The sequence below is a fragment of the Variovorax sp. PAMC28562 genome (assembly GCF_014303735.1).
Taxonomy (GTDB): Bacteria; Pseudomonadota; Gammaproteobacteria; order Burkholderiales; family Burkholderiaceae_C; genus Variovorax.
The window spans coordinates 862,288-888,020 of record NZ_CP060296.1 but is presented as its reverse complement, the minus strand read 5'-3'; the positions used below and the strand labels follow the sequence as shown (position 1 = coordinate 888,020).

The 25,733-nt window shown below is 65.9% G+C and carries 23 protein-coding genes; 7 read left to right on the top strand and 16 right to left on the bottom strand.

The window, feature by feature from the left end:
* Nucleotides 1-37: 37 nt before the first annotated feature.
* Genes phnC through phnE form a run of 3 tightly spaced genes read left to right on the top strand, consistent with a single transcriptional unit; the run spans nucleotide 38 to nucleotide 2,776 of the window.
* The gene (gene phnC / locus H7F36_RS04245) at nucleotides 38-943 is read left to right on the top strand and encodes a phosphonate ABC transporter ATP-binding protein (protein ID WP_187053503.1); all 906 of its coding nucleotides are present in this window, start codon (nucleotides 38-40) and stop codon (nucleotides 941-943) included.
* Nucleotides 944-1,000: 57 nt separating this feature from the next.
* Nucleotides 1,001-1,945 carry a phosphonate ABC transporter substrate-binding protein gene (gene phnD, locus H7F36_RS04240; RefSeq protein ID WP_187053502.1) on the top strand — a complete coding sequence of 315 codons (945 nt, stop codon included), beginning with the start codon at nucleotides 1,001-1,003 and terminating at the stop codon, nucleotides 1,943-1,945.
* A gap of 24 nt (nucleotides 1,946-1,969) precedes the next feature.
* Nucleotides 1,970-2,776 (top strand): phosphonate ABC transporter, permease protein PhnE, encoded by an 807-nt coding sequence (phnE, locus tag H7F36_RS04235; RefSeq protein WP_187053501.1) that lies wholly within the window; start codon nucleotides 1,970-1,972, stop codon nucleotides 2,774-2,776.
* Nucleotides 2,777-2,801: 25 nt separating this feature from the next.
* On the opposite strand, the gene H7F36_RS04230 is transcribed toward phnE, so the two are convergent.
* Nucleotides 2,802-4,595 (bottom strand): EAL domain-containing protein, encoded by a 1,794-nt coding sequence (locus H7F36_RS04230; RefSeq protein WP_187053500.1) that lies wholly within the window; start codon nucleotides 4,593-4,595, stop codon nucleotides 2,802-2,804.
* A gap of 199 nt (nucleotides 4,596-4,794) precedes the next feature.
* Between H7F36_RS04230 and H7F36_RS04225 the strand changes: the two genes are divergently transcribed.
* Together H7F36_RS04225 and H7F36_RS04220 are read left to right on the top strand one after the other, a co-directional pair.
* The gene (locus H7F36_RS04225; protein WP_187053499.1) at nucleotides 4,795-5,019 is read left to right on the top strand and encodes a hypothetical protein; all 225 of its coding nucleotides are present in this window, start codon (nucleotides 4,795-4,797) and stop codon (nucleotides 5,017-5,019) included.
* A gap of 67 nt (nucleotides 5,020-5,086) precedes the next feature.
* Nucleotides 5,087-7,297: a phosphocholine-specific phospholipase C gene (locus H7F36_RS04220; protein ID WP_187053498.1), complete on the top strand. Its 2,211-nt coding sequence runs from the start codon at nucleotides 5,087-5,089 to the stop codon at nucleotides 7,295-7,297.
* A gap of 95 nt (nucleotides 7,298-7,392) precedes the next feature.
* On the opposite strand, the gene H7F36_RS04215 is transcribed toward H7F36_RS04220, so the two are convergent.
* The 3 genes from H7F36_RS04215 to acpA are packed head-to-tail and all read right to left on the bottom strand — an operon-like array spanning nucleotide 7,393 to nucleotide 11,227.
* A complete protein-coding gene (locus tag H7F36_RS04215; protein ID WP_187053497.1) occupies nucleotides 7,393-7,593 on the bottom strand; it encodes a hypothetical protein in 201 nt (66 codons plus the stop codon).
* Nucleotides 7,594-7,616: 23 nt separating this feature from the next.
* Nucleotides 7,617-9,059, bottom strand: coding sequence for a glycerophosphodiester phosphodiesterase family protein (locus H7F36_RS04210; protein WP_187053496.1), 1,443 nt, complete (start codon nucleotides 9,057-9,059; stop codon nucleotides 7,617-7,619).
* A gap of 11 nt (nucleotides 9,060-9,070) precedes the next feature.
* Nucleotides 9,071-11,227 carry an acid phosphatase gene (gene acpA / locus H7F36_RS04205; protein ID WP_261802604.1) on the bottom strand — a complete coding sequence of 719 codons (2,157 nt, stop codon included), beginning with the start codon at nucleotides 11,225-11,227 and terminating at the stop codon, nucleotides 9,071-9,073.
* Nucleotides 11,228-11,503: 276 nt separating this feature from the next.
* Here acpA and H7F36_RS04200 point away from each other — a divergent pair, with 276 nt between their 5' ends.
* Together H7F36_RS04200 and tesB are read left to right on the top strand one after the other, a co-directional pair.
* The gene (locus H7F36_RS04200) at nucleotides 11,504-12,868 is read left to right on the top strand and encodes a cytochrome-c peroxidase (RefSeq protein ID WP_410003066.1); all 1,365 of its coding nucleotides are present in this window, start codon (nucleotides 11,504-11,506) and stop codon (nucleotides 12,866-12,868) included.
* Nucleotides 12,869-12,907: 39 nt separating this feature from the next.
* The gene (gene tesB, locus H7F36_RS04195) at nucleotides 12,908-13,846 is read left to right on the top strand and encodes an acyl-CoA thioesterase II (RefSeq protein ID WP_187053494.1); all 939 of its coding nucleotides are present in this window, start codon (nucleotides 12,908-12,910) and stop codon (nucleotides 13,844-13,846) included.
* Nucleotides 13,847-13,940: 94 nt separating this feature from the next.
* Here tesB and H7F36_RS04190 read toward each other — a convergent pair whose 3' ends face one another.
* From H7F36_RS04190 to H7F36_RS04135, 12 genes are all read right to left on the bottom strand, one after another.
* Nucleotides 13,941-14,771 (bottom strand): YoaK family protein, encoded by an 831-nt coding sequence (locus tag H7F36_RS04190; RefSeq protein ID WP_187053493.1) that lies wholly within the window; start codon nucleotides 14,769-14,771, stop codon nucleotides 13,941-13,943.
* A 61-nt stretch (nucleotides 14,772-14,832) separates the two neighbouring features.
* Nucleotides 14,833-15,483, bottom strand: a complete 651-nt coding sequence (locus H7F36_RS04185; protein ID WP_187053492.1) for an aspartate/glutamate racemase family protein — start codon at nucleotides 15,481-15,483, stop codon at nucleotides 14,833-14,835.
* Between the two features lie 10 nt (nucleotides 15,484-15,493).
* Complete coding sequence (locus H7F36_RS04180) at nucleotides 15,494-16,240, bottom strand: ABC transporter ATP-binding protein (protein ID WP_187053491.1); 747 nt, start codon at nucleotides 16,238-16,240, stop codon at nucleotides 15,494-15,496.
* Complete coding sequence (locus H7F36_RS04175) at nucleotides 16,237-16,992, bottom strand: ABC transporter ATP-binding protein (protein ID WP_187053490.1); 756 nt, start codon at nucleotides 16,990-16,992, stop codon at nucleotides 16,237-16,239. The genes H7F36_RS04180 and H7F36_RS04175 overlap by 4 nt, the downstream gene beginning before the upstream one ends.
* Nucleotides 16,989-17,978: a branched-chain amino acid ABC transporter permease gene (locus tag H7F36_RS04170; protein WP_187053489.1), complete on the bottom strand. Its 990-nt coding sequence runs from the start codon at nucleotides 17,976-17,978 to the stop codon at nucleotides 16,989-16,991. The genes H7F36_RS04175 and H7F36_RS04170 overlap by 4 nt, the downstream gene beginning before the upstream one ends.
* Nucleotides 17,975-18,895, bottom strand: coding sequence for a branched-chain amino acid ABC transporter permease (locus tag H7F36_RS04165; protein WP_187053488.1), 921 nt, complete (start codon nucleotides 18,893-18,895; stop codon nucleotides 17,975-17,977). The genes H7F36_RS04170 and H7F36_RS04165 overlap by 4 nt, the downstream gene beginning before the upstream one ends.
* A 143-nt stretch (nucleotides 18,896-19,038) precedes the next feature.
* On the bottom strand, nucleotides 19,039-19,953 hold the full coding sequence (locus tag H7F36_RS04160; RefSeq protein WP_187053487.1) for an EamA family transporter: 915 nt from the start codon (nucleotides 19,951-19,953) through the stop codon (nucleotides 19,039-19,041).
* Between the two features lie 29 nt (nucleotides 19,954-19,982).
* Complete coding sequence (locus H7F36_RS04155; protein WP_187053486.1) at nucleotides 19,983-21,002, bottom strand: CobW family GTP-binding protein; 1,020 nt, start codon at nucleotides 21,000-21,002, stop codon at nucleotides 19,983-19,985.
* Entirely contained in the window at nucleotides 20,999-22,675 is a 1,677-nt protein-coding gene (locus H7F36_RS04150; protein WP_187053485.1) for an amidohydrolase, read from the bottom strand. Before H7F36_RS04150 ends, H7F36_RS04155 begins: the two co-directional genes overlap by 4 nt.
* Nucleotides 22,676-22,709: 34 nt before the next feature.
* Nucleotides 22,710-23,801: an ABC transporter ATP-binding protein gene (locus H7F36_RS04145; protein ID WP_187053484.1), complete on the bottom strand. Its 1,092-nt coding sequence runs from the start codon at nucleotides 23,799-23,801 to the stop codon at nucleotides 22,710-22,712.
* Nucleotides 23,798-24,841: an ABC transporter ATP-binding protein gene (locus H7F36_RS04140; protein WP_187053483.1), complete on the bottom strand. Its 1,044-nt coding sequence runs from the start codon at nucleotides 24,839-24,841 to the stop codon at nucleotides 23,798-23,800. The genes H7F36_RS04145 and H7F36_RS04140 overlap by 4 nt, the downstream gene beginning before the upstream one ends.
* A 1-nt stretch (nucleotide 24,842) precedes the next feature.
* Nucleotides 24,843-25,727: an ABC transporter permease gene (locus H7F36_RS04135; protein WP_187053482.1), complete on the bottom strand. Its 885-nt coding sequence runs from the start codon at nucleotides 25,725-25,727 to the stop codon at nucleotides 24,843-24,845.
* Between the last annotated feature and the right edge of the window lie 6 nt (nucleotides 25,728-25,733).

The following is a 25,733-nucleotide window of genomic DNA, read 5'->3' as shown; positions in this document are numbered from 1 at the left end:
CTCACACTCCGGTTGTCTAGACGACTTTGGAAGCCCGATGGAACCCATCCTGCGCATTCGCCAGCTCAACAAACACTTTGCCAACGGCCGACACGCGCTGCGGGACGTCAACCTTGATGTCTACCGCGGCGAGATGGTGGCGCTTATCGGCGCATCAGGTTCGGGCAAGTCGACGCTGCTGCGGCACGCCGCGGGCCTGGTGGCAGCCGATGGCGACAGCGACTCGCTCATAGAGATCGACGGTCGTTGCGTGCAGCAAGGCGGCCGCGTGCACCGCGACATTCGCAAGCTGCGAGCGCAAGTGGGTTTCGTCTTCCAGCAGTTCAATCTGGTGGCGCGGCTGCCCGTGGTGGTGAACGTGCTGGTGGGCTCGCTGCATCGCACGCCGTGGTGGCGCAGCTGGTTGCGCGTGTTCACTGCCGAGGAGCGGGCACGCGCGCTCGAGGCACTGGCACGCGTCGGCATCGCCGACTGCCATGCGCAGCGCGCGTCCACGTTGTCGGGTGGTCAGCAGCAACGCGCTGCCATCGCACGCGCGCTGGTGCAAGGCGCGAAGGTCGTGCTGGCCGACGAGCCGATTGCCTCGCTCGATCCGGAATCTTCGCGCAAGGTGATGGAGATCCTGGCGCGCATCAATCGCGAAGACAACTGCACCGTGATCGTCTCTTTGCATCAGGTCGAGATCGCGATGAAGTACTGCGCGCGCGTGGTTGCACTGAACCAGGGGCAGGTCGTGTTCGATGGTCCCGCCAAGGATCTCACGCCCGCACTGTTGCGCGAACTCTATGGCGTGCAGGCAGATGAGTTCCTGCCCACCCCGGTATCGCTATCGCCTCCCGCTTCATCTTCGACCCCGGTGATGGAGGGTGGCACGGTTCACCTGCTGCCTCAGGCGACCACGCTGGCGCCGTGGCCGGTGCGCGGTGCCCGTGCTGCCGCCTGACACCACCTTTCCCTCGCTTTCGAGCGCTTTGCATTCCAACCCAATCCGGAGAAATCCATGATCAAAAAACTGTGTGCAACGCTGGCCCTCGGGCTCAGCATGACCTGTGCTCTTGCACAGGACATCAATTTCGGCTTCATTTCGACCGAGGCATCGGCGAACCTGAAACAGGATTGGCAACCGCTCATCGATGACATGAGCCGCCAGACCGGATTGAAGGTCACGGCCTTCTTTGCGTCCGACTACGCCGGCATCATCGAGGGCATGCGCTTCAACAAGGTGCAGATCGGCTGGTTCGGGAACAAGTCGGCAATGGAGGCGGTGGACCGTGCCAGCGGAGAGGTCTTCGCGCAGATGGTCAACGCCGATGGCACGCAGGGCTACTACTCGCACCTGATCGTCAACCGCGACAGTCCCATCAACAACGTGGACGACATGCTGAAGAACGGCAAGAACCTGAGCTTCGGCAACGGCGACCCGAACTCCACCTCCGGCTTCCTGGTGCCGGGCTACTACGTGTTCGCCAAGAACCACGTCGATGCCAAGTCGCTCTTCAAGGTAACGCGCAGCGCCAACCATGAAGCCAACGCACTCGCCGTCGCCAACAAGCAGGTCGATATCGCAACCAACAACAGCGAGAACCTCGAGAAGATCAAGGAGCGCTTCCCCGAGAAGTTCAAGGACATCAAGATCGTCTGGACCTCTCCGCTGATTGCGCTCGATCCGCTGGTAATGCGCAAGGACATGCCCGAAGCGACCAAGGCCAAGATTCGCAACTTCTTCTACAACTACGCCAAGACCGACGCACGCGAAAAGGAAATCGTGATGAAGATTTCCAAGCTGTCGGGCTTCAAGGAGTCGAACGACCAGCAGCTGCTGCCTATCCGTCAGCTCGACCTGTTCGCGCAACGCAACAAAGTAGAAGCCGATACGGTTTTGAGCGAGGGCGACAAGAAGACCCGCCTGGCCGACATCGACAAGAAGCTCTCCGCTTTCAACTGATTCGGTTACCCCGCACGCCACCTCATGCAGCCGACTGTTTTGACTCCGCGCGCGCCGTTGCCGGTGCTGCCTGCGCCGCGGCGCAACTGGATCCGGCCCTTCGGCTGGGCGATCCTGCTGGCGTTGTTGGCGGCATCCTGGAAAGGCGCCGACATGCGCCCGCTCGACCTGTGGCGCGACTCGGGCAACATGGCCACATACGCCGCGGACTTCTTTCCGCCGAACTTTGCGCAGTGGCGCACGTATGTGGAAGAGATGGTGGTCACGCTGCAGATCGCGCTGTGGGGTACGGCGCTGGCGGTGCTGACTGCCGTCCCGCTCGGACTCCTGGCCTCTGCCAACATCGCGCCCTGGTGGATCTATCAGCCGATGCGTCGCCTGATGGACAGTTGCCGTGCCATCAACGAGATGGTGTTCGCCATGCTGTTCGTGGTGGCTGTCGGGCTCGGTCCGTTCGCCGGCGTGCTGGCGCTGTGGGTGCACACCACCGGGGTGCTGGCCAAGCTGTTTGCCGAAGCTGTCGAAGCGATCGATCCACAGCCGGTCGAGGGCATCCGCTCGACCGGGGCGAGCGCACTGCACGAGATTATTTATGGCGTCATTCCCCAGGTGATGCCGCTCTGGATCTCCTACGCGCTCTATCGGTTCGAGTCGAACGTGCGCTCTGCCTCGGTCGTCGGCATGGTGGGCGCCGGAGGCATCGGCGTAGTGCTCTGGGAGATCATTCGGGGTTTCCAGTACGCAGAGACCTGCGCAGTGATGATCATCATCGTGGTCAGCGTGAGTCTGCTCGATGTGATTTCAGCGCAAGTTCGCAAGCTCTTCGTTTAAGCCGGTCGCTGTACCTGCCGCGATTTCAGCGATAAGCGCTCGCCTGATACGTCGCAAGGCCAGTGGCGGCGGCCTTGGCGCCGTGCTTGGCCCGCGCCGCTTCGGTCGCGACGTCCTCTACCGTTCGGCATGTGCCGGGTGCAATCTGAACAGCGCCGATGCACAGGGTCGTGCAGGGGAAGAAGCGCATGGCCCCATGGCGGTCTTCGGCATGGATGCCACCGGCCAGGCGGTCGGCCTCGTCATACAGGTCGACGGCCTGCCTGGCGAACTCATCGATCACGCTGCGACATTTCACTTCCCAGTCGTTACCCTGAAACAGCACGATGAAGTCGTCGCCGCCAACATGTCCGACAAAATCCACGCGCACGTTGCAGTGGGCGACCAGCAATCGTGCGACCGTGCGAATGACTTCATCGCCGCGCCAGTAACCGTAGTGGTCGTTGAATGGCTTGAAGTCGTTGAGGTCGGCATAGCCGGCGACAAAGCCGATGCCGCTGGCCAGCAGCCGCTCGATATGGACGCTGATCGGAATGTTGCCCGGCAAGAAGGTCAGCGGATTGGCGTGGCGCGCTGCTTCGATCCGGGTTTCGGTGACGGCGCGAACCAGTTGCTCGCCGGTGCCGAGACCGAGGTAGACGCCGTGTTCGGCGACCACGAATCCTTCGCTCAGATAGCGCTGGTCTTCGGACGTCAGGATGCCCATCAGCTCGCTGACATCGCCATCGAGCTCGATCACCCTGGGCGTGCGGTTGGCGTGGCCGATACAGGGCTTGCGCCCGTGTACTTCGCGAAAGTACAGCCGCGCATAGTGGTCTGTGAACTCGCGGCGATTGACGAGTGCCACCGGGCGACCGTGATCGACCACGGCCAGTGCATGCAGCTCGGGCTGCTCCTGGAAGATGGCAGCCACTTCTTCGTTGGTGGTGCCGGGTGCAATTGCCGGGGCTTTGAGGAGCGTGAGATTGCGCAGGATGCTTGGCCGGGCGAGCTGACTCAAGACCGGGACGGCGACAGTTCGTCGGTCCTTCAATACATCGACTGCATCGGCCAGCGGCACGGCAACCGCTGGCGTCGCCGGTCGACCCAGAAAATAGCCCTGACCGAACGCGACGCCGAGATCGCGAAGCGTTCGCAAGTCGTCACCGGACTCGATGCCCTCTGCGACCAATGCGGTCCCGAATGCTTCGCTCATGGCGACGACGGCACGGACCATTTCGAAGCTCTCCATGTTGCCGGCGAGATCGCGTGTGAAGAACTTGTCGAGCTTGACGAACTGCGGCTTGAGCTCCGCCCAACGGCGCAGGTTCGAATGACCGTCTCCGAAATCGTCCAGCGCCAGTCGCACGCCGGTTGCGCTCAACGCCTTGACCGTGCGCACCAGCGCCTGCGGGTCGGTTGGGCGGTCATGCTCGGTCAGCTCGATCACGAGCTTGCGCGGATCGACTCCCGAGCTGGCGAGCATGCGAGGCAGCACGGTGGCGGCTACCCGAACCAGTGCATCGGCGCTAAGGTTGACGAACAAGGTGCCCGACTGCCCCGCCTCGAACCATTGCGTCAGGATGACATCGACACACTTGAGTTCGAACTCCATCAGGATCGATTCGATCGACGCGCATTCGAAGAGCACGCCGGGCATGTGCAGCGGCCCGCCGACGGGTCCGCGTATCAGCGCCTCATGTCCGTACACGGTGCCGTTTCGAAGGTCTACGAGAGGCTGGAAGACCGCGGAGAGGCCGCCTTCGTCCATCAACCGTTGCAGCGCTCCAAGCTTGAGAGTGAGGCTGGGGCCGGGGCTGGCAGGCAGAGAGGGACGCATGTATTCAGGTTCATTCGGGCATCGACCGACGCTCGATCGGCGCTCGATCGGCGTATGTGCTGATCTCGGCGCCGATCAGATACTGCGCCCGTGACGGTGTGATGAATCCGGCAACACGCCGGTTCCGACTGCGTCGCCATTTCTTCACGAAGACGTCATGCGGCCTGCCTCTAATGAGCAACTCACAACAGGAGCGGCCATGCATGCAGTTCTCGACTTCTGGCGTCTCGCGACGGCGCTGGTTTTGATCATTACCCTTGCCGCGTGCGGCGGGGGCGGAAGCAGCGGGGCCGGCAGCGTCTCGGCCGCCGGGCTGAGCAAAGGCACTGTGCCGGACAGCAGCACCAAGGATGGCACTGCCGCCGCTACGCCGGGCGCCGCCGACGCCGCTACGCAATCGCCGGAAGTGCGCTACGCGCCCTGAGCGCATGCGCGACCACGCAAGCACGCAACAGCACAAACCCACGACGAACTTACACGAGGAGAAGGTCATGAATCCACGCCGAAAATTTTTGAAGGACGCCGCAACCGGCACCGCCGCCGCCGCCACGCTGAGCGCATTCCCGCCGAGCATTCGACGTGCGCTGGCAATCCCCGCGCACAACGCGACAGGCACCATCAAGGACGTCGAGCACATCGTCATCCTGATGCAGGAGAACCGCTCTTTCGATCAGTATTTCGGCACCCTGCGGGGTGTGCGCGGCTTCGGTGACCGCTTCACCATTCCGTTGCCCGACGGCCGCAGTGTCTGGCAGCAAACCGATGCCAACGGGCAACCGGTCTTGCCGTATTACCTGGACCAGAGCAAAGGCAACGCACAGCGCGTGAGTGGCACGCCGCACAGCTGGGTCGATGGTGAAAACGCGTGGGACGGTGGCCGCACCTACCAATGGCCGAAGTACAAGGGCGCCAACGCCATGAGCTACTTCAAGGAAGCGGAGTTGCCGTTCCAGTTCGCGCTGGCCAATGCCTTTACGTTGTGCGACGGTTATCACTGCTCGATGCACACCGGCACCAACTCCAATCGCATGTTCCTGTGGACCGGCACCAACGGCCCGACGGGGGCCGGTGTGGCGTCGGTCAACAACGAGTGGGACTCGATCGATTCTTCGGCATTCGGCTACCAATGGAAGACGTATCCCGAGCGGCTGCAAGAGGCCAAGGTGAGCTGGATCGTCTACCAGAACATGCCGGACAACTTCGGCGACAACCCACTCGCCGGCTTCAGGCAATACCGCAAGGCCAACGAGGCTTCAGGCAAGCCGGTGAGCAACGAGGCGCTGTCTCCGGCCTACGATCCGGCGAGCGACGACGCCGGCAATCCGCTCTACAAGGGGATCGCCAACACCATGCCCGGCGAGTACGGCAACGCGGACAGTTACTTCGAGCGCTTTCGGCAAGACATCAAGAACGGCAAGCTGCCGCAGGTCTCGTGGATCGTGGCGCCGGCGACGTACTCCGAGCACCCCGGCCCGTCGAGTCCGGTGCAGGGCGCCTGGTACATCCAGGAAACGCTCGATGCATTGACGGCCGTGCCCGATGTCTGGAGCAAGACCGTGCTCTTCATCAACTTCGACGAGAACGACGGCTACTTCGATCACTACCCGTCGCCCGCCGCGCCGTCGATCAATGCAGACGGCACACCGGCCGGCAAGACAACGTTGAGCGACGCGGCGATCGCGTTCGAGCGCTTCAACTATCCCGCGTCGCCGGGCACCACGAGCCAGCCGCTGCCGGACGGCCGTGTCTTCGGGCCCGGCATCCGCGTGCCGATGTATGTGGTCTCGCCCTGGAGCCGCGGTGGCTGGGTCAACTCCCAGGCGTTCGATCACACCTCGGTCATTCGCTTCATCGAAAAGCGCTTCGGTGTGAAGGAGCCGAACATCAGTCCGTTCCGCCGCGCCGTGTGCGGTGACCTGACCAGCGCCTTCAACTTCGAGCGGCCGAACGACGAGCGCCTGCCCCGACTCGCCGGCCGCAAGACCCGGGCGCAGGCCGATGCGCTGCGCGCTGCGCAAGAGTTGTTGGCGCAGATCGCGCCGCCCGTGAATCCGCTGTTGCCGGTGCAGGCGACCGGCACGCGCCCGTCGCGTGCGCTGCCGTACGAGCTGCATGTCAGCGCGCGATGCGACGGACTGCGCGGTCGCGTCAAGCTGATCTTCGCCAACACGGGCGATGCCGCGGCGGTGTTCCACGTGTACGACCGCTTCAACCTCGATCGACTGCCGCGCCGCTACATGGTCGAGCGCAACGAGCGGCTCGACGACGAGTGGGCTGCAACGACCGACAACGCCGGAAAGTACGACCTCTGGGTGCTGGGCCCCAACGGCTTTCATCGCCACTTCAAGGGTGACCTGAACACCCTGAAGTCACGCGGCGCGCCCGAGCCGGAGATACGCGTCGGCTACGAAGTACGCCGCGGCAATCTTCATCTGAAGGTGCGCAACGATGGGGAGCGCGCCTGCTGGTTCACGGTCACCGCGAAGGCCTATCTGCAGGGCCGCGACGATCGCACCTGGCGGGTCAAGGTCAAGGGTGGTGAAGACGCCGAGAAGCGATGGGAGCTCGACGACAGCGGCCAGTGGTACGACTTCGAGGTTGTGTGCGACTCGGACCCGACATGGTCGCGCCGCTTCGCAGGCCGTGTCGAAACGGGTCGCCACTCGGTCAGCGATCCGGCGATGGGAACGGCCGGCAACTGACGCGGGACTCCGCTGCGCCGACGAGGAGTCGGCCTTGTTGCTTGCTGTCTATCGGATGTGGCCGATCCGTTTGGCCGATCCAATTGGCCGATCCGTTATCGCAGCAAGAACCAGGAAACGACCAGCAGTGCCAGCAAGGCGCCTGCCACCAGCGAGCACCACAACGCAGCGCGCGACAGACGCCCCGGCCGCGGCCGGGGTCTGTCTTCGTCCTGACGCTTCAGCTCGGCCGTCTCGGTCTGCGTCTTGCCTCGCCAGCGATCGGGCCCATCGGAACCATCGAAGTCAGGGTCCATTCAAGTTCCGATCAGGTCCGAATTCAGCGCCCCGTCTCGGTCAGGTAGGTTTTGCGCGCTGCGAAGCCGGTATTTGAAAAATCGGTGAACACGCCGTCGATGCCTGCCCTGAAAAACACCAGGTACTCCGCCATCGGGTCACCCTTGTAGAAACCCGCCAGGTACTGCGGCTCGTTTCGGAAGGTGTAGGTGTGTACGAACAAGCCGGCCTTGTGCGCATCGGCGATCAGGCTTGTCGGCTTGACCGTGTTGACGTCGGCCAGCGAGCCGGCATACGGCGGGTCTTTGAACGGCACCACTGTCAGCGACATGACCTGCGGTTTCCACGGCCCGATGCCGTCGGCGTAGGTCTTCACCTCCGCGAGGCCCGCGGGTGTCAGCATGCTGCCGAAAAATCGTGGGTCGCCGGCGAGCGTCCAGCTGTAGGGGCGACCATCGACGAAGGTGTATTCGTCGGTGGTGACGTAGCCCATCTCGCCGGTCTTGTAGTTGATGTCGTTGCCGTCCACCAACTGCACTGCCTTGCTCTTCAACCCGGCCGATCGCAGGTACTTCAGGCTGGCCGGATCGAAGCTCTGCACGAAGACCGGTGCATCCTTTCGATTCAGGTCGTTGAAGTTAAGAATCTTCAGCATCGCGTCTTCCAGCGGATGGCTGCCGACAGGACCGCAACCGTTCGCGATGGCTTGTGCGTTGTTCCAGATCGGGTTCTTGCTTTCCGGATACACGCTGATCGTGCGACCGGTGCTCGCGCTCTTCGCCTTTGCGATGTCGATGATTTCCTGGAAGCTCAGGATCGGCAGCTTGCCGTTGAGATCGGTCGGTCGCTGGGCGCGGGCATCGTAGGTCGTGCCGGCGATCCACTGCTTGAGCTCGGCCATCGTGAAGTCGGTGATCGACCAGTCGCCGGTGTGGTCCTCGCCGTCGACCACGAGCGATTTCAGTACCGACTTGGGATCGTTGGGATTGGTCAGATCGCTCAGGTACTTTGCCGGGCCGTTGGCGGGGATGGGTGGATAGGTCACGTCGACCAGCACGCCCGGCACTGTCCGCTTGCGCGCAGCGACCGTGGTGTTGGTCGCAGCCACGGCAGTGACGTTGGTGTTGTCGCTGAGCCAGGGGTTGTGCCGGGCCACCAACACGCAATCCTTCGTGAGGTGCAGGTCGGTCTCCAGTGAGTCGGCGCCTGCGTCGGCGGCGGCCTCGTAGGCGGCCTGCGTTTCCTCCGGAAAGAGCCCGGGCAAGCCGCGGTGGCCGATGATCAACGGGGCCTTCCCATCGAGCGTCAGCAGCGCGCTCGGCACGGGTGCCGGAGCAGGCGCAGGCGCGGGAGTGGGCGCCGGTGCGGGCGCGGGTGCAGCGGCGATCGGAAGAAACCCGTTCGATCCGCTGCCACCACCGCCGCACGCGGCGATCATCAGCGAACCAGCGAGCGCGATGCCGGTGCAGCGGGCAATGTTTTTCATGGCGGGGCGCTTCATGATTTACCGCCGAAGTCGAGTGCACCGGTCAGGTCGCCCATCGGCTTGGCGCCGTTCTTCATCAGCGCGTTGTCGCGCACCACCAGGCCGGCGAGCGGCGGCAGCGACCAGCGGTGCGTCATGAAGCGCAGCGTCGATGCGGTGTCGTACTGCGTCTTGTCGACGAAGCCCTTCTTGGAGAACGGCGAAATGATGATCGCCGGGATGCGCGTGCCGGGACCGAAGCGGTCGGCCTTGGGCACGGCGGCGTGGTCGTAGAAGCCACCGTTCTCGTCGTACGTGATGACGATCAGCATGTTCTTCCACTGCGGGCTGGCCTTCAGCTTGGCGACCAGGTCGGCGATGTGTGCGTCACCGTCGGTGATGTTGGCGTAGCCGTTGTGCTGATTCAGGTTGCCTTGCGGTTTATAGAAGGCGACCGCGGGCAACGTACCGGCTGCCGCTTGCGTAAGGAAGTCGGCATCGAAGTCCTTCAGATGCGCGGCGCGTGCGTCGGCATGCGTGGCCGGGTCGAAGGCAGCGTAGTAGTTGAAAGGCTGGTGGTGGAACTGGAAGTTGGGCGCTTGCGCAGCTGGCGGCACGGCGGCCGGGAACACGCGGTCGCTCTTCGCGGTGGCGCTGGTGCTGTTCCAGGCGCCGCCGTACCAGGCCCAGCTCAAGCCCTTGGCCGTGAGCACATCGCCGATGGTGGTCTGCGTTTGCGGCGGCAGCGTGTTGGCCTTGGTGGTGTCTGCATACAGCTTGGCGCTGTCGCTCGCGGCCGGCGCGTTGTTGCTCGGCTGGTAGGGCGGCTGCATCGTGTTGACGGCGTAGAAGGTGCCGCTCGCGTCCTTGGGCGTGAGCGTGCTGTCGTTCTTGTAGATCGGCGCGCCGTTCAGCACCGAAGCCGGCGACGTGACTGCAGCGGTGAGCTTGACGAAGTTGCCGTCGGCATCGGTGTCGATGGCAGAGATCGAAGCCTTTGCCGGCGATGTGTCGGCATCGGCGTTCGGGTAGATCGGTGCGCAGGCGCACACGAGGTACTGGTGGTTCAGGAACGAACCGCCGAAAGCGCCCATGAAGAAGTTGTCCGCCAGCGTGTATTGCTGCGCGAGATTCCACAGCTGCATCTTGCTGCCGTCGAAGTAACCCATGCTCAGGCCGCCCGCGTCGGAGTAGGCCGCGAACTTGTCGTTCTTGCCGCCGTCGATCTGCATCTGGTTGTTATAGAAGCGGTGCACCAGGTCGCGCGTGATGGTCGATTGGCCAATGACGGTGCCGGTGTTGAAGAAGCCGGCCGCGTCGTCGATGCGGAACATCTTGTTGGGCATGCCGGCCGTTTGCGCCTGCGTGATGGTGGTGGTCTGGCCAGCGGCAGTCACGCCACCCCACACTGGGGGCAGCACGGGCAGGGTCGAACCGTCGAAGTCTTTTTGCGGCGCGACCGCGCTCGAAGCCGGGGTCGATGTCGGGTTCACGCCGGGCACGCCGTTAGCGCCGGGGTACAGGCCGTAGAGATTGTCGAAGCCGCGGTTTTCCGCGTAGATCACGACCACGTTGTTGATCTGGTCGAGCGCGAAACGGTTGCGCAGGGCGCCGGTCAGGTCGCCTGCGGTGCCAGCCTCGGCCACGGCTTCGGCAATGCGCTCGATGCTCTGGTCGATCTCGGTCTGCAGCACGCCGCGGATGGCGACGTCGGTGATCTTGTTGTGGTCGGCCAGCAATTGCGTTTCCGAAACGCCGAGGCGCTTGGCGAAGGCGGTGCGCGCCGCAGCAAGGTCGCCGCCATTGGCGTCCATGAGTGCGACCATTTCGGTGCTGATGGAGCTGACGACGCCGTTGGCTTCGGCAGGTGCGCGGAACACCAGCGGCTGGGTCACCGCCGATTCAATGCTCGTGACCGGGTCGTAGCGCTTGCTCGACGTGCCGATCTCGGCCACCACAGCGCCCTTGCCGGTGAGCGTGAAGGCGCCGTTGGCGTCCGTCGTGGTGCTGGTTTCCGACGCATCGCAGCGACCGTTGTTGTTGCTGTCGATGCATACCTTCGCGTTGCGAAAGTAGCTGCCGGTGACCACGCCGCTCGTCGTCGCGGGTGCTGCGGGGGAAGTGCTGCCGGTCGTGGTCGGCACGAGGCCGCTGAAGCCGTTACTGCTTCCGCCGCCGCCGCAGGCCATCACCACGGCCGACGCGACGATGGCGGTCGGCCACAAGGCGAGTGCCAGCGGCTGGCCGTTTCGGCGGGATGTTCTGGGCGCGGAATCGCGCGAAGAGGGAGACAAGGGTTGGGCGGTCATCTGGGTACTCTTGGTGTTGGAATGGTCCCGACTGACGCCGGGCGCATCGATGGTCGTGCGGCTCCGTGACAACCGCGTGGCAGTGGCGTGTCATCGCGCTGACACGCTGCGGCAGCACAGTCGCCGCCAACCGAGGCTTTTCGCCCGATCTCCACCGTGACGTTTCGCTTCGCCTTCTTCAGCGTCTTCAACTTTCTTCGCCGCTCCGGCTGGCTGCTGCTCGGGGTCGTGGCCCTGTCGGCATGCGACGGCCGGCCAGGCGCACGCACGGCAGCGGCTGGGCCGGATGCAGCGGCCTCGCCTGCCGCACCGGCCTACGTCGGCGCCACCTACGCACCCACACCCGGCAAGCCGCAGCCCAGCGCCGCGCAGTTGAGCGCGATCGGACGGCGAATCTTCTTCGACACCTCGATGTCGGCATCTGGCATGCAATCCTGCGCGAGCTGCCACGATCCCGCACATGCCTACGGGCCATCGAACGCCTTGTCGGTGCAGCTCGGCGGTGTCGATGGCCGCACGCCTGGCCCGCGCGCCGCGCCGTCGTTGCGCTACCTGCAAACGCTGACCGCGTTTTCAGAGCACCACCACGACAACGACGGCGACGACAGCATCGACGCCGGCCCGACCGGCGGCCACATGTGGGATGGCCGCGCCGGCTCTGCACATGAACAGGCAGGGCTGCCGCTGCTCTCGTCCGCGGAGATGGGCAACGCGTCGGTGGCGCTCGTCGCCGGCAAGCTGGAGACGGCCGGCTACGCGAACGACATGCGGCAGGCATTCGGCGAGGACGTATTCAAGGATCCTGCTGCGGCCTTCAAGGCGGCCGGCCTGGCGCTCGAGGTCTTCCAGGAATCGCCGACCGATTTCTATCCGTTCACCAGCAAGTACGACGCCGTGCTGCGCGGCCAGCAAAAGCTCGATGCCGCGGAGTCGCGTGGGCTGAAGCTGTTCAACGCAGCCGACAAAGGCAACTGCGCGGCCTGCCACCTGAGCGAGCGCATGCCCGACGGTGCCTTTCCGCTGTTCACCGACTTTGGAATGATCGCCATCGGCGTGCCGCGCAATCGCGCACTGGCCGCCAATGCCGACCCCGCGTTTCACGACCTCGGCCTGTGCGGCCCGGTGCGCACCGACCTGGCCGACCGGCCGGAATACTGCGGCCTGTTCCGCACGCCCACGCTGCGCAACGTGGCGGTCAAACAGGCGTTCTTCCACAACGGCGTCTTCCACTCGCTCGAAGAAGCGGTGCGCTTCTATGCACAGCGCGATACGGCACCCGCGCGCTGGTACGGCCACGGTGCCGACGGCAAGGTTCAGCCCTACGACGACCTGCCCTCGAAGTACCACCACAACGTCAACGTCGAGGCGCCCTTCGGCCAGCGGCCGGGTGCGAAGCCGGCATTGACCGAGGCCGAGATTCGCGACGTCGTGGCCTTCCTCGGGACACTGACGGACGCCGATGCCGCCGCTGCCGGTCGGGCCGCTTCCACTCTGCGACCGCCGCAGTCGTCGAGGAACTGACGCCTTAATATCGGCGCTGGCTTTTTACCTGCAGCACCGATGACCGTCCCCGACCCCGCTCCTGACTCCGCCTCCGCCCTCGCTCCCCCGACCGACCCCGCCCGCCTGGTCGCCGACCTCGTCACGCTGCTGCGGCTCGAGCAGATCGATGCCGACCGCTTCATCGGCCAGAGCGAAGACATCGGCACGCCGCGTGTCTTCGGTGGCCAGGTGCTCGGCCAGTCGCTGATGGCGGCCTGCCGCACCGTCGGCGCCGATCGACCGGTGCACTCGCTGCACGCGTACTTTCTGCTGCCGGGCGACAAAAACGAATCGATCGACTATCTGGTCGACCGCGTGCGCGACGGGCGCAGCTTCACCACCCGGCGGGTCGTCGCGCAGCAGAAGGGCCGCACCATCTTCACCATGATGGCGTCGTTCCAGACCGTCGAGCCCGGCGCCTTTTCGCACCAACTGACGATGCCTGAAGCACCGGCCCCTGAAACGCTGGTGAGCGATGCCGAGCTGCGGCGCGCCCTCGGCAACCGCGCACCGGCCGGCATGAACGACAAGTTCTTGCTGGAGCGGCCGATCGAGTTCCGTACCGTCGATCCACCGGACCTGCTGACGCCCGAGCTGCGACCGGCCGAAGCGCTGGTCTGGATGCGTGCCCTCACAGAGCTGCCCGACGACCCGGCCCTGCACTGCGCGTTGCTGGCCTATGCGTCCGACCATGGCCTGCTGCGCGCCGCGCTTCTGCCGCACGGCCTGAGCTTCATGCAGGGTCGCCTTCGCCCGGCCAGCCTCGACCATGCGATGTGGTTCCATCGCGATTTCCGGCTCGACGACTGGTTGCTCTACGCCATCGATTCGCCGAGCGGCGGCGGGGCCCGCGGCCTGTGCCGCGGCGAGATCTTTTCGCGCGACGGCCGGCTGGTGGCGTCAGTCGCGCAAGAAGGCATGTTGCGCGTGGTCGATGCCGGCACACCGGTCGGCTGACCTGTCTTGAAGCCGGAAGGGTGCCAGTCGCGGGTTGAAACAGCGGCTTGAAACAGCGGCTTGAAACGGCCGCCTCAAAAGGTGGCCACAAGGCTCAGGGCCCGCGGGAATCGGAATCGGTGTGCGGCTTGCGTGTCGTGCGCACCGGCGGACGCCGGCCCACACGCCCCAGCAAGCGTGACAGCACCGGCGACCGCGGCACATCGCGAATGAGCGGCGGCATCGACAACGCCAGCAGCATCACCGCCAGCGGAACCACGCAGACGAAGCCGACGTACTTGAAGCCCAATGCGCCGACCGTTCCACCCAGCACGAACATACCGATCAGTCCACCCGCCGTGACCATGCGGGGCCGGTCGTAGTGCACGGCAGAAGCGGCATGGTGGCTGCGCCGGTTCCAGTACAGCATCTTGCCCAGCTCCATGCCCAGGTCGGTGATGTTGCCGGTCATGTGCGTGGTGCGGATGCTGCCGCCCGATGTCTTGGAAGCCACCGCGTTCTGCAAGCCCATCATGAAAGCCAGCAGCAGCACGGTGAGCGGCACCGCGAAAGGGGTCGACCAGGTCAGTGTGATGGCGCCCATCAGTCCGAAGGGGAACAGCAGCGCGGCTTCGAGCAGCAACGGCAGCGCATAGACGCTGTGCAGCCGGTGCTGCCGGCCCCAGTTCACCAGGATGGCGCAGACGGCGGCGCCGCTCATGAATGCCAGCACGGCGCCGAGCGCGTTGAGAAACAACTCGGTGTTGCCGAGCACCAGCCCGTCGGCCAACTGCGACGCGAAGCCGGTCATGTGCGAGGTGTACATGTGCAGCACCAGGAAGCCGCCTGCGTTGATGGCGCCGGCGTTGAAGGCGAGCAGCAACCCGAGCGCCCTGTTGCTGGCGGGCGAGCGGTGGCGGTCGGTGAGAAAACGCAGTCGGCGCATGGGGTCTGTACCCACGCTTATACGCCCCGCTGTACGTCAGAACCGGGCGGCGCTTGGCTTCTCAGTGGGCGTTGGAGAGTCGCGCACGCAGCGCGGCGACGGCGCTGTCGACCGTCGTGAGCACCGGGAGGCCCGACGCGTCTTCGCAGGCCGCGCGGGCACGTGCCATGCTGAACTGCGCCAGCGCGATGCGGGTGCAGCCCTTGTCGCGCAGCCATGCCGCCTGCTCGGCGATGAGCGCGTCGTGGCGGGCTCCGTCACCGGCGTCGAGCGCATCGAGTGCGCCTTCGGCCAGCGCCGTATCGAGCGCGATATCGGGGCCGAACTCGGGCGGCATCGACACCAGCGTCGCGGCGAAGGTGGCGATCAGCCCAAGCTTGCCGATGCCGGCCCGGGCTTTGGCGACCATCGCCTCGTTCGGTTTCAAAACGGGGATGCCCGGATGCCGTGCCGCGACCGCTTCGATGCAGGGCCCGAACGCCGAGCAGGTGAACAGGATGCCGTCGGCGCCGCTCGACACGGCGTAGTCACCGAGCGCCATGAAGCGCCGGTGCATCGCATCGTCCAGCCTGCTTGCACTGCGCGCGAGGTCGGCCGAGAGACTGTCGTCCATCAGATTCATGCGGATCGCTTCGGGCCAGTCGCGCACGAAAGCGTCGTTGATCGGGGCGACCGAATGGGTGAGTGCGTGGATGAGTGCGATGCGGGGCATGAGGCGGACGTTACACGCCCAGGTAGCGCGCCCACAGCGAACGATCGGCATCGAGCGCTGCCGAATCGCCCCGCCACACTGCGCGCCCGCGCTCCAGGATGATGTGCCGGTCGGCCAGCGGCAGCAGGCGCTGCACGTATTTGTCGACGACGAGGATCGCCTCGCCTTCTGCCTTGAGCGTCGCCAGGCAGCGCCAGATCTCCTCGCGGATGACGGGCGCCAGCCCTTCGGTCGCTTCGTCGAGGATCAACAACCGCGGATGGGTCGACAGCGCCCGCGCGATGGCCAGCATCTGCTGCTCGCCGCCCGACAACTGGTTGCCGGCGTTGCCCTTGCGTTCGGCCAGGCGAGGGAATAGTCCGTAGAGCGCCTCGATGGTCCAGCGGGGCGCGCCCGCCTGCTGGCCCGATGCGGTCGCACGCGGCCGCGCGAAGGCGCGCAGGTGCTCGTCGACGCTCAGGTTGGGGAACACGTGCCGCCCTTCCGGCACGATCGCGATGCCACGCCGCGCGATGGCGTCGGGCCGTGTGCCGCCGATCTCGGCGCCGTCGAAACGCACGCTGCCGCGCATCGGTGCGAGCGTGCCGGTGAGCACCTTGAGCAGCGTGCTCTTGCCCATGCCGTTGCGGCCCAACAGCGCCAGCACCTCGCCGGCGCGCACGGTCACATCGATGCCGAACAGCACCTGGCTCGCGCCGTAGCCGGCTTCGATGGCGCTGCCTTCAAGGAGGGTCGCGCCAGAAAGGGAGGCGTTCATGAATGGCCTTCCGCTTCGGTGCCGAGATAGACCGCCTGCACGTCCGGATGACCGCGCACTTCTTCGGCCGTGCCGGTCATCAGCACCTTGCCCTGCACCAGCACCGTGAGCCGGTCGGCCAGGCGGAACACGGCGTCCATGTCGTGCTCGATCAGCAGGATCGCCATGTCGGCGCGCAGCGAGTCGATGAGCTTGACCATGCGCGCGGATTCGTCCGGACCCATGCCGGCCATCGGCTCGTCGAGCAGCAGCAGCTTGGGGTCGGCGGCGAGCGCCAGTGCCACGTCGAGCGCGCGTTGCGCGCCGTGCGGCAAGGTGCCGGCGATGCGGTCGCGCTCGGCACCGAGCCCCACGCGATCGGCCAGCGCGATGGCGCGTTGCGTCAGCGCGGTTTCGTTGGCACGTGGCGCCATGAAGCGCAGGCTGCTGCCGGCGTGCGCCTGCGCTGCGAGCATCAAGTTGTCGTGCACCGTCTCTTTGGCGAACACCCGTGTCACCTGGAAGCAGCGCGACATGCCGGCCGACACGCGCTGATGGTCGGTGAGCCGGGTGATGTCTTTTTCGTCGAGCAGGATGCGCCCGCCATCGGACTTCAACAGGCCGGTGATGAGGTTGACCAGCGTGGTCTTGCCGGCGCCGTTCGGCCCGATCAGCGCATGCACTTCACCGCGCTCGACCGTCAGGTTGACATGGTCGGTCGCGACCAGCCCGCCGAAGCGCTTGACCAGTCCTTCGATCCTGAAAAGACTCATATCCGACTACCCCCTCTCCCCTCGGGGGAGAGGGTTGGGGTAAGGGAGTTTCTGCGCCTGTACAACGCCGCCAACCCCTTGGGCGCCCACAGTGCCACCGCGATCAACAGCAACCCCAGCGGCAGATGCCAATGGTCCGTGGACTGCTTCAACACTTCCTCGAGCAGCAGCCACACGACCGCACCCACCGGCCCGCCCCAGCTGCGCCCGAGCCCGCCGATGACGACCATCACCAACAGCGTGGCCGACTGCGTCCAGTGCATGGTCGCCGGGCTGACGAAGCCGTTGCCGCCAGCCAGCAGCGCACCGGCAAGGCCAGCGATGGCACCCGCGATGGCGAAGGCGACGAGCTGCAGCCGGAACACCGGATAACCCAGCGCACGCATGCGCGTCTCGTTGTCTCTGATGCCCATCAGCGCATAGCCGAAGCGTGAGCGCGTGGCGCGGTGCAGCCACAGCAGCGTGAGCGAGACCAGCACCAGCACGACCCAATAGAAGGTCGAGTCGTCGGCCAGGTCGAGGCCCGGCAACAGGGTCGGCCGCGCCGGCAGCGTGTAGCCGTCGTCACCGCCATAGCGGCGCAGCGAGACGACGACGAAGTACAGCATCTGCGCGAAGGCCAGCGTGGTCATGATGAAGTACACGCCGCGCGTGCGCAGCGCGACGGTGCCGACGAGCGCCGCCACTGCGCCAGCGACCAGCGCAGCGGCCGGCCACAGAAGCCACGCCGACATCACGCCCACATCGCTCAGCGCCACGACCGTGTATGCGCCGATGCCAATGAAGCCGGCATGACCGAGCGCCACCATGCCGCCGAAGCCGAGGATGAAATTCAGGCTCGCGGCGGCCAGCGCGACGACCAGCACGCGCCGCACGAAGCCGATGTAGAACTCCAGCCCGAGCAATGGCGCGACCAGCGGAAACGCCGCCAGCAGCACGAATACGATCGCGAGGACGACGGTGGAAGTGGCGTCGCGCTGCTTCATGCTCTGGCCGAGAACAGGCCCGAGGGCCGGAAGATCAACACGATCACCATCAGCGCGTACATCGCCACTTCGGCGAACAGCGGGCCGAGGTCGGCCGCGGTAGAGGGCGGCAAGGTGGCGCGCAGCAACATCGGCACGAACGCCCGGCCGATGGTGTCGACCAGACCGACCAGCAGCGCCGCGACGAACGCGCCACGCACGGAGCCGATGCCGCCGATCACCAGCACGACCAGCGCTGGAATCAAAATCTGCTCGCCCATGCCGACCTGCACCGCGACGATCGGCCCCATCAGCGCACCGGCCAGTGCGGCCAGTGCGGCACCGAGCAGGAAGATGCCGTTGAAGATACGGCCGACGCGCACGCCCATCAGCTCGGCCATCGGCCGGTCGGATGCGCCCGCGCGCACCCGCATGCCGATGCGCGTGTGGTTGACCAGCAGCCACAGCGCCAGCGCGACGAGCATGCCGCCGGCCAGGATGACGAGGCGGTAAGACGGATAGGGCAGCCCCGCAATGATTTCGATGGGCCCCGACAGCGCAGCGGGTGTCGGCGCCATCACCGGCGACGGGCCCCAGATCATCGTGACGATGTCGTCGGCCACCAGGATCACGCCGAAGGTCGCGAGCACCTGCGCCAGATGGTCGCGCTGGTAGAGGCGACGCATCAACAGCACTTCGAGCAACAGCGCGACGATGACGGTGACCAGCACCGCGATGACGATCGCCGCTGCGAACGAGCCGGTGCGCGTGTGCGCCTCGGCGGCCACGTAGGCGCCAGCCATGAAGAGCGAGCCGTGCGCCAGGTTCAGCACGTCCATGATGCCGAACACCAGCGTGAGCCCGGCTGCGAGGAGGAACAGCATCAGGCCGTAGCCGAGGCCGTTCAGCAGCTGTTCGAGGAGGAGGATGCCGGTCACTGCGTAGTCGGAGTCACGGGGTCACGGTGAACAGGGACATGAACGCTCCGACAAGATGGATTGGAAAAAACCGTTTATAGGTAAATACTTTAACCATAAACAATCTACTGTCAATGCGCTTGCAGGATTGGTGCCAGGTCGCTTCAACCCCTGGACGGAATGGCGCTCCCAAACCAGCGCGCCGCCATGCGCCCCCCGAACATCACGACCGCCAGCGCCGCCACCACGCAGCCGCTGCCGGCCCACTGCCATGCCGACACCCGTTCGCCGAGCGTGAGCATGCCGGCTGCGAGTCCGATGATCGGCACGCCGAGGCTGAAGGGCGCGACGCGATTGGCCGGATGCCGCTTGAGCAGCGAGGTCCACAGCGCATAGGCCACCACGGTCGCGAACCAGCCCAGGTACGCGACACCGGCCCATGCGCCCAGGCTTGCGTGCGTCCATTGCCAGCGCAACGCAGGCGGATCGAACAGCCATGCCATCACGGCAAACGGCAGGATCGGTACCAGCGACATCCACACGACGAACTGCAGCGGGTCGTAGCCCGGACTGGCGCGCTGTGCCCGGCGCGCGACGATGTTGGAGGCCGCCCACATCGCAGCAGCAAAGAGGTTGAGCACCAGGCTCGCCAGCGTGATGCCACCCGTCGCGCCGCCGCCGACGAAATTGGCCGCGAAGCACCCGAGCCCGATCGCCGCCAACGCCAGGCCGGCCCGCAGCGGGCCACTCAGGCGCTCGTGCAGCAGCACGACGCCGAGCAGGGTCGTGAAGAACACTTGCGTCTGCATCAGCACCGACGCCAGCGCCGCCGTCATGCCGATCTGCAAGGCCACGAACAGCAGGCCGAACTGGCCGAACTGCGCGAGCCCGGCGGGCACCAGCCAGCGCCACGAGAGCGTCGGCCGTTTGACGAAGAGCATCAGCGGGAGCACCGCGAACACGTAGCGCAAGGTGCCGAGCTGGAATGGGGTGAAGTCGCGCAACGAATATTTCATCGCTACGAAGTTGAGGCCCCAGATGACAACCACGCCGAGCGCAGCGAGCAGGTCGCGGCCCATCAGCGGGGCGGGTGCGGTAGCGGTGGTGTTCAGTCGGTGCTTTCAGGGAGAGGCGACGCTGCAGTGGGCGCGTCTTCGGTCCGCGCCTTCACTGCCTTGTGCAAGGCGAGAGCGAGCGCTGCTGTGGGGAGTCGGTCGCGCAGCCCGATGGCCACGATGGCGCTGGCCGCGCCGTCGATCGGCAACGGGTGTCTTGGTGGCCAGGCCCGGAGCGATCCGTGCCGACCCGAAAATTGCAGCACGGCCCAGCCGTGCAGGTCGGTCCTGATCACCCCTTTGAGCCGGAGCACGCCCTCGGGCATGGCGCGCAGCAGTTCGCGCAGTGCGGCCGCGTGGTAGGTGACGTCGGCCGAATTCGACCAGCTCGCGAAGAGATCGCCGTGCAGCGCCAGGCCGGCATCGTCCTGCGCAGGCGCCTCCATGTCCCGCGGCCAGCCCGGTGCGCCGAGCAGGGCGAGCGGCACTTGCGCGAAGTGGGTCTCGAAGTGCGGGATGTCGGGCGCGTTGGCATCGAGCCAGTCGTGCAGGCGCTGCATGGCGAGTTCGTCGGCACGGTCGCATTTGTTCAGCACGAGGAGGTCTGCGGCGCGCAGCTGGCGCAACACCGTGTCGCCAAGCAACGGGTCGTCGGCCTGCGCGAGCACCGACGTCGCATCCACCATGACGATCACGCCGTCGAGCGCCAGTGCGGGGTCCGACAGCCCGACCTGCGCGATGCGCCAGGGGTCTGACACGCCGCTCGCTTCGATGACGATGGCATCGGGTGGCGGTGTGCTGCCGATGACGCGGATCAGTGCGTCGGTCAGGTCGCCGCCGATCTGGCAGCACACGCAGCCGTTCTGCAGGCTGATGGTGTCGGCGCCACGCGAGACGACCAGCGCGGCGTCGACATTGATGGCGCCGAAGTCGTTGACCAGCACGGCGAGCCGGCGACCGTCGTTGTGCTTGAGCAGATGGTTGAGCAGCGTGGTCTTGCCACTGCCCAGAAAGCCGCCGATGACGGTGAGCGGAATGCGGCCGGCCTGGGTGCGAGTCGTTTCGTTGCTCATGCGGCCTTGGAGGATTCGATCTTCGGCAAGGCCAGCACGCGCCCACCGATCACGGTGCCGAGCACCGGCACATCCTTCAGCGCCTCGGGCGGCACGGCGGTTGGGTCGTCGCCCAGCACGCAGAAGTCGGCGTACTTGCCGATATCGATGGAGCCGATCAAGTGGTCCATCGACAGCGTGAAGGCGGCTCCCATCGTGATCGCGTAGAGCGCATCGGCGACGGAAATGCATTCGGCATCTCCGAGCTTCTTGCCGCTCGATGTCAGCCGATTGACGGCGCACCACGCGGTGAAGAGCGGGCCGAGCGGCGTGATCGGCGCGTCGGAATGAATGGCCAGCGGCACACCGGCTGCGAGCGCGGTACCGCAGGCGTCCATGCGCATCGCGCGGTCCGGGCCCATCGTCAGTTCGTGGTGCGCATCGCCCCAGTAGTAGAGGTGGTTGGCGAACAGGTTCACGCAGATGCCCAGCCGCGCCATCCGCATGAACTGAGCGGCGTCGGCCATCTGGCAATGCTGCAGCGTGTGGCGATGGTCGGCGCGTGGATGCGTCTGCAGCGCGGCCTCGATGGCGTCGATGGCGAGCTCGGTCGCTTCGTCGCCGTTGGTGTGGATGTGCAACTGGAAGCCGGCCGCGTGGAACTGCGCGATGGCCGCTTTCAACTGCGTCGGCGGCAGGATCCAGATGCCGTTCGGCGCGCCGTTGAAATAGCCCGGCCAGCGCACGCGCGCGGTGAAACCCTGGATCGATCCGTCGACCACGATCTTGACCAAGCCGTAGTGCAGCTTGTCGTTGTTCATGGCCTGGCGTTCGCGGATGCGCACGATGCCCGCATCGATGCTCACCGCCTCGACCATGCTCAGGTAGGCCGGCACCAGCCGCACCGGAAAGTCCGGCTCCGACGTCACCTTGGCGAGCGACTCGTGATTGAAGTCGGAGAGGTCGTTGACCAGGTCGGTCGCGGTCGTCACGCCGGCATGCTGCGCCATCTGGCCGAACATGCGCAGGCTGTCTTCGGTCTCACCCGCCACCCGAAAGATGTTGCCGGTCAGCCGCGTGATGGGGAACATCGCCGCGAACTCCTGCAGTTCGCCCGTCGCCTCGCCGATGTGCTCGCCGCTGTCGAAGCGCGCGATGCCTTCGATTTCGGTGTCGCGCGTGATTTCGGCCTGCACCAGCGCCGCCGTGTTGACGTTCATCAGGTGCTGGCTGGCGTGCAGGATGACGACGGCGCGCGTGGTCGAGACGCGGTCGAGGTGATGCACCGTCATGCGCTCGATGCCGAAGAAGATCGGATCGAAGCCCCAGGCCAGCAGCGGTGCGGCCGGGTCGGTCATGGCGGCTTCGATGGTGCACAGGCGCTCGATCACCGCGTCGAAGTCGATGCAGCCGCTCCAGATCTTTCCGTCCGGCGCGGTTCGCGCATGAAAACCGACGAACGGGAATTTCCAGAGACCGCCGGCCATCAAGTGCGAGTGGCCTTCGACCAGGCCGGGCATCAGCACGTCATCGGCAAAACGCGCGTCGAGCGTGAACTCGCCCCAAGCCTGCATGCGTGCCAGGTCGCCGACCGCCAGCACCCGGCCGTCGCGCACCGCGACGTGCGTGGCCTCGGGCTGCATCGGGTTCATGGTGATGATCTTGCGCGCCTGGAAAACGGTGATGTCGGTCATTGAATGCGATTAAAAAATAGACACCGACCGGCGGTCAGGCAGCGAGCGCCAGGGCGACCGGCACCGGCGACGGTATCGATGCAGGCAAGCTCAGTGTCGGCAAAGCCAGTGGGGCCACGGCGCGGCCATCCACCACTTCGACGCGACGGCAGCGCACCCAGTGGTCGGGCTCGACCTGCACCAGTGGTGGCAGCGCCGCGCTGCACTCCGGCTCGGCCACCGGGCAACGCCCGGCGAAGCGGCAACCCGGCGGCGGCGAGATCGGGCTCGGTGGATCGCCTGTCAGCTTGATGCGTTGCGCCGCACGCGCGCGGCCGCCCTTGACGTCGGGCACGGCCGACATCAGCGCCACGCTGTACGGGTGCAGCGGCCGCCCGAAGAAGGCCTTGCGCGGCGCCCGTTCGACGATCTGCCCCAGGTACATCACCGCGATCTCGTCGCAGATGTGCTCGACCACCGCCATGTCGTGCGAGATAAAGAGGTAGGTCAATCCGAGGTCGCGCTGCAGCTTCACCAGCAGGTTGAGGATCTGCGCGCGGATCGCGATGTCGAGCGCCGACACCGGCTCGTCGCACACCACCAGTTCGGGGTTGGTGGCGAGTGCCCGCGCAATATTGATGCGCTGGCGCTGGCCGCCGGAGAACTGGTGCGGGAACAGGTTCTTCTGCTCGGGCCGCAGGCCGACGGCAGTGAAGAGTTCGTCGACGCGTTTCGTACGGTCTTCTTTCGTCCCGATCTTCATCAAGTCGAGCGGCGCGCGCACCGCATCGCCGACGCGCTGGCGCGGGTTGAGCGACGAGTACGGGTCCTGAAAAATGATCTGCAACCGGCGCCTCGCTTCGCGCATCGCGTCGTCTCCGAGCAGGCTGAGGTCGGTGCTGCCCAACCGCACGCTGCCACTGGTGATCGGGGCCAGCCGCATCACCGCCAGCGCGGTCGTCGTCTTGCCAGAGCCCGACTCGCCGACGATGGCGAGTGTGGTGCCGCGCCGCACGTCGAACGACACGCCATCCACTGCCTTCACGACTTCGGGCGCCCTGAACAGGCCGGACGGCCGCGGAAAGTGCACCTTGAGATCGGTCACGGACAGCAGCACCGGCGCCCCGGTTTTGTCGGGCGCGTTCATGCGGCGATCGTCTCCATGGTGACGGGCGCTTCGTCGAGCAGCCAGCAGGCGGCCGCGTGCGGCATGGTCGATGCATTCGCCGTCGCACGGTCCGTGGCGGCCAGCAGCGGCGGCATTTCCAGGCAGCGCGCGTGCGCCTGCGGGCAGCGCTCGCGGAATGCGCAACCGCGGCCCAGCTCCCAGATCGACGGCACTACGCCGTTGATCTCAACCAGCTCCGGGCGGCCTTCGTGCTGGCTGCTGCCGAGTTCGGGCAGGCACGCGATCAGGCCTTGCGTGTAGGGATGCTGCGGGTCGCCGATGACCTCGGCGGTGGTGCCCTGCTCGATCACGCGGCCGGCGTACATCACGATCACACGGTCGGCCATTTCGGACACGGCGCCCATGTCGTGCGTGATGAGGATGATGGCGGTGCCCTTGTCGCGTTGCAGTTCGCGCAGCAGGTCGAAGATCTGCGCCTGCACCGTCACGTCGAGTGCGGTGGTCGGCTCGTCCGCAATCAGGATGTCGGGCTGGCAGGCCAGCGCGATGGCGATCATCACGCGCTGCCGCATGCCGCCGGAGAGTTGATGCGGGTACTCGTCGATGCGGCGCTCGGGGGCCGGAATGCCGACCTGACGCAGCATGTCGATGGCGCGCTCGCGGGCCTGCTTCGCGGCAAGTCCGCGGTGCAGCCGCAGCGATTCGCCGATCTGGTCGCCGACGCTGAACACCGGGTTCAGCGAGGTCATCGGCTCCTGGAAAATCATCGAGATGCGGTTGCCGCGAACTTGCCGCAGGCGGTCTTCACCAGCCTGCAAAAGGTCTTCGCCCTGGAACAGGATGCGGCCTTCTTTCACCTGGCCCGGCGGCATCGGAATGAGGCCGAGCAACGCGAGTGCCGTCATGCTCTTGCCGCAACCGGATTCGCCGACGATGCAGAGCGTTTCGCCGGCATTCAATTCGAAGTCGACGCCGTTCAGCACCAGCGCCTGGCCGCGTCGCGTCTTGAATTCGACCTGCAGGTTCTGCACCTGAAGCAAAGGCGTGGTGGCGGTCATCTCAGCGCTCCCGTAGCTTGGGGTTGAGCGCGTCGTTGAGCCCGTCGCCGATCAGGCTCACCGCCAGCACCGTCACGAAGATGGCCGCACCCGGAAACGCCACCGCCCACCAGCACGACAGCACGTACTGCCGGCTCGATCCGATCATCATTCCCCAGCTCATCTGGTTCGGGTCGCCCAGGCCGAGGAACGAGAGACCGGCCTCGAACAGGATCGCCGCGCCGATGGCCAGCGTGGCCGATACGATCAGCGGCGCGAAGGCGTTGGGCAGGATGACCTTCCAGATGATGCGTGCGTTACCGGCGCCGATGGAGCGCTCGGCCCGCACGAATTCGAGGTCGCGATAGCGCATGAATTCACCGCGTGCCAGGCGTGCCGTGCCGGGCCAGCTCACCAGGCCGATCGACAGCGTGACGGTGAGCAGCGATGGCGCGAACAAGGTCACCACCACCATCGCGAACAGCAGTGCGGGCAGCACCTGGAAGAACTCGGTGATGCGCATAAGCACGCCGTCGATGCGGCCGCCGTAGTAGCCGGCGAAGGCGCCGATGGCGGTGCCGATAACGACCGACAGCAGCGCCGCGATGGCTCCCACCAGCAACGTGGCCCGGCCGCCGTAGAGCAACGATGTCATGACGTCGCGGCCGAGGTAGTCGGTGCCGAACCAGGCGTCAGGGTCGAACGGTGGCGTGAGCGGCGCCGCGCGAATTTCGAACGGGTCGGCCACGTACAGCATCGGGCCGAACACCGAGAGCAGCACGATGGCCAGCAGCAGCACGAGACCGACGATCGCCGATGGATTGCGCAGGAACATGCGCAGCGCCTCGGTGAAGGGCGACGGCGCCTTGACGGGCAATGGCATGGCGGGAGGAAGGATGGCGGACATGTCGGT